We start from the raw sequence: 1,811 nt of genomic DNA, 5'->3' as shown, positions 1-1,811 counted from the left end.
GGCTCCCTGCTCGGCCCGATCCTCGTCGGCCGCGGAACACCGGTCGCCACCGTCACCCCCGCAGCGCTGGCCGCCACCTTCCTGACCTCCCTCGTCGGCGCGACCACCTACGCACTGCTCGCCCTGACCACCACGGGCGACGTCGCCCCCGACTTCCTCCTGGGCCTCTCCTGCGGGGCAGGCGGACTCCTCGGCGGCTACCTGGGCGCACGCCTCCAACCCCACCTCCCCGAAACCGCCCTGCGCCTGCTCCTCGCCACCCTGGCAACCACCGTCGGCGCGCTCTACACGACGCAGGCAGTGGGCTAACCACGGCGGGTGAGGGCGGCTTGGTCCTGGTCGATGGCGGTGAAGATCGGCCGGCAGTCGCGGTACGTGTCGAAGGTGCCAACCTGGAGCTCCGCTCGCCGGGCTCGCGCGGTGCGCCGAGCGCACGGTGGTGGTCCAGAGAATCCCGGACCGCCGCATCTGCCCGTCGCGCCCCAGCCACAGGGTGGTGCGCGCTCCGGCACGGTCGCAGGGCGGAGTTCGATCACGCGGTAGCGCGCGCCGCCCTTTGTGGCGGGCGCTCATGGGCAACTTGCTCACGATCATGCGGCAGTCCCGGTTTCTTCTCCGGGCACGTGCTGGGCCCCTATCGCGTCCAGAGGGAGACGCGGCCGACTTCGTACGGGACTCCTGGATAGGTGAGTTCTCAGGTGGGACCCGCTACACATGTTCGCGTCCATATGAGTTTCTTTTGCTGGTGGCCGCCGTGGGTAGTGGGTCTTGGGCTACACGAGTCTTACGCCGTCGTGCGCCCGCACGGCCGGCGGCGATGCGGCGTCGAGTGCGTCCAGGACACGAATTGCGTATGCCTCGTCGGTGAGTTCGGTGACCTCGGCGCGGGTGGCCCAGCGGAGAGCATCAGTCTCGTCGCCGGTGGTCGGTGTGCCGCCGATGGCCCTGCAGCGGAAGACGAGCGAGACGACCAGGCCCGTCATGTTTTTGTACACGCCGGTGAGGGTGGCGGGGAGAGCGACCTTGAGACCGGTCTCCTCCAGGACCTCGCGCTGGAGTGCTCCGGGGATGGTCTCCCCGGGTTCGAGGACGCCGCCCGGGGGCTCCCACTGGCCGTTGTCGCGGCGCTGGATGAGCAGGGCCCGTCCCTCGGCGTCGACGATGACTCCGGCGACACTTACGGAGTGGGGGCGCTCTGCGGAGCTCACGGTCCTCGGTCCCCTCGGCTGGCTCGGCTCTCCACCACGGCCACGGTAGTGAGCCTCTTGTCCAGATATACAGAGGAGCACGCCCGTGATGCCCGTTCCATCCCGCGTTCACAGGGCCGTCGACCCTGCCCGCGACCGGGCCGTCTTCCGGCAGACCGCCGACCGGCTTCGGGAGGCCCGAGCTCGTACACACCGGGAGAAGGCGATCGATGAACGAGGGACTTCGTGCCCTCGGCGCCCCCGTCGCGCTCCCCGGCCTCGTCGCCCGTTGATGTACGCCGCTGCTGTACAGGCATGAGAAAAGCCCCGCAGATGTGTCTGCGGGGCTTCTACCTGTGCGCGCTCGGCAGGATTCGAACCTGCAACCTTCTGATCCGTAGTCAGATGCTCTATCCGTTAAGCTACGAGCGCCCGCTTTCGGGTATTAACGGCCCGGCTGCGTTTGCGGGCTCAACTTTACATGACCCTCCGCGCCAGGCGAAATCCGATTCTCACACCCCGTCTGACCTGCGCGGATGCCGCGACACGGGGCTTCGTCGCCCGTCCGCGGAGAGCCCTCGCGAGGGGGCTGGTGGTCGGGGTTGGCGCAGCCGTGGCGCCGGG

The 1,811-nt window shown here is 69.1% G+C and carries 2 protein-coding genes and 1 tRNA gene; 1 reads left to right on the top strand and 2 read right to left on the bottom strand.

Annotation, left to right across the window (positions count from 1 at the left end):
• A partial coding sequence (locus tag I003_RS0129420; protein ID WP_027774707.1) for a TSUP family transporter occupies window positions 1-309 on the top strand: 309 nt, incomplete at its 5' end.
• Window positions 310-773: 464 nt separating this feature from the next.
• Here the strand turns inward: I003_RS0129420 and I003_RS0129415 are convergent.
• Window positions 774-1,208, bottom strand: coding sequence for an NUDIX domain-containing protein (locus I003_RS0129415; protein ID WP_027774706.1), 435 nt, complete (start codon window positions 1,206-1,208; stop codon window positions 774-776).
• A gap of 338 nt (window positions 1,209-1,546) precedes the next feature.
• Window positions 1,547-1,619, bottom strand: a tRNA-Arg gene (locus tag I003_RS0129410).
• Window positions 1,620-1,811 lie beyond the last annotated feature (192 nt).

Source organism: Streptomyces sp. CNQ329, from assembly GCF_000482585.1.
This window is presented reverse-complemented; position numbering and strand designations above follow the sequence as displayed.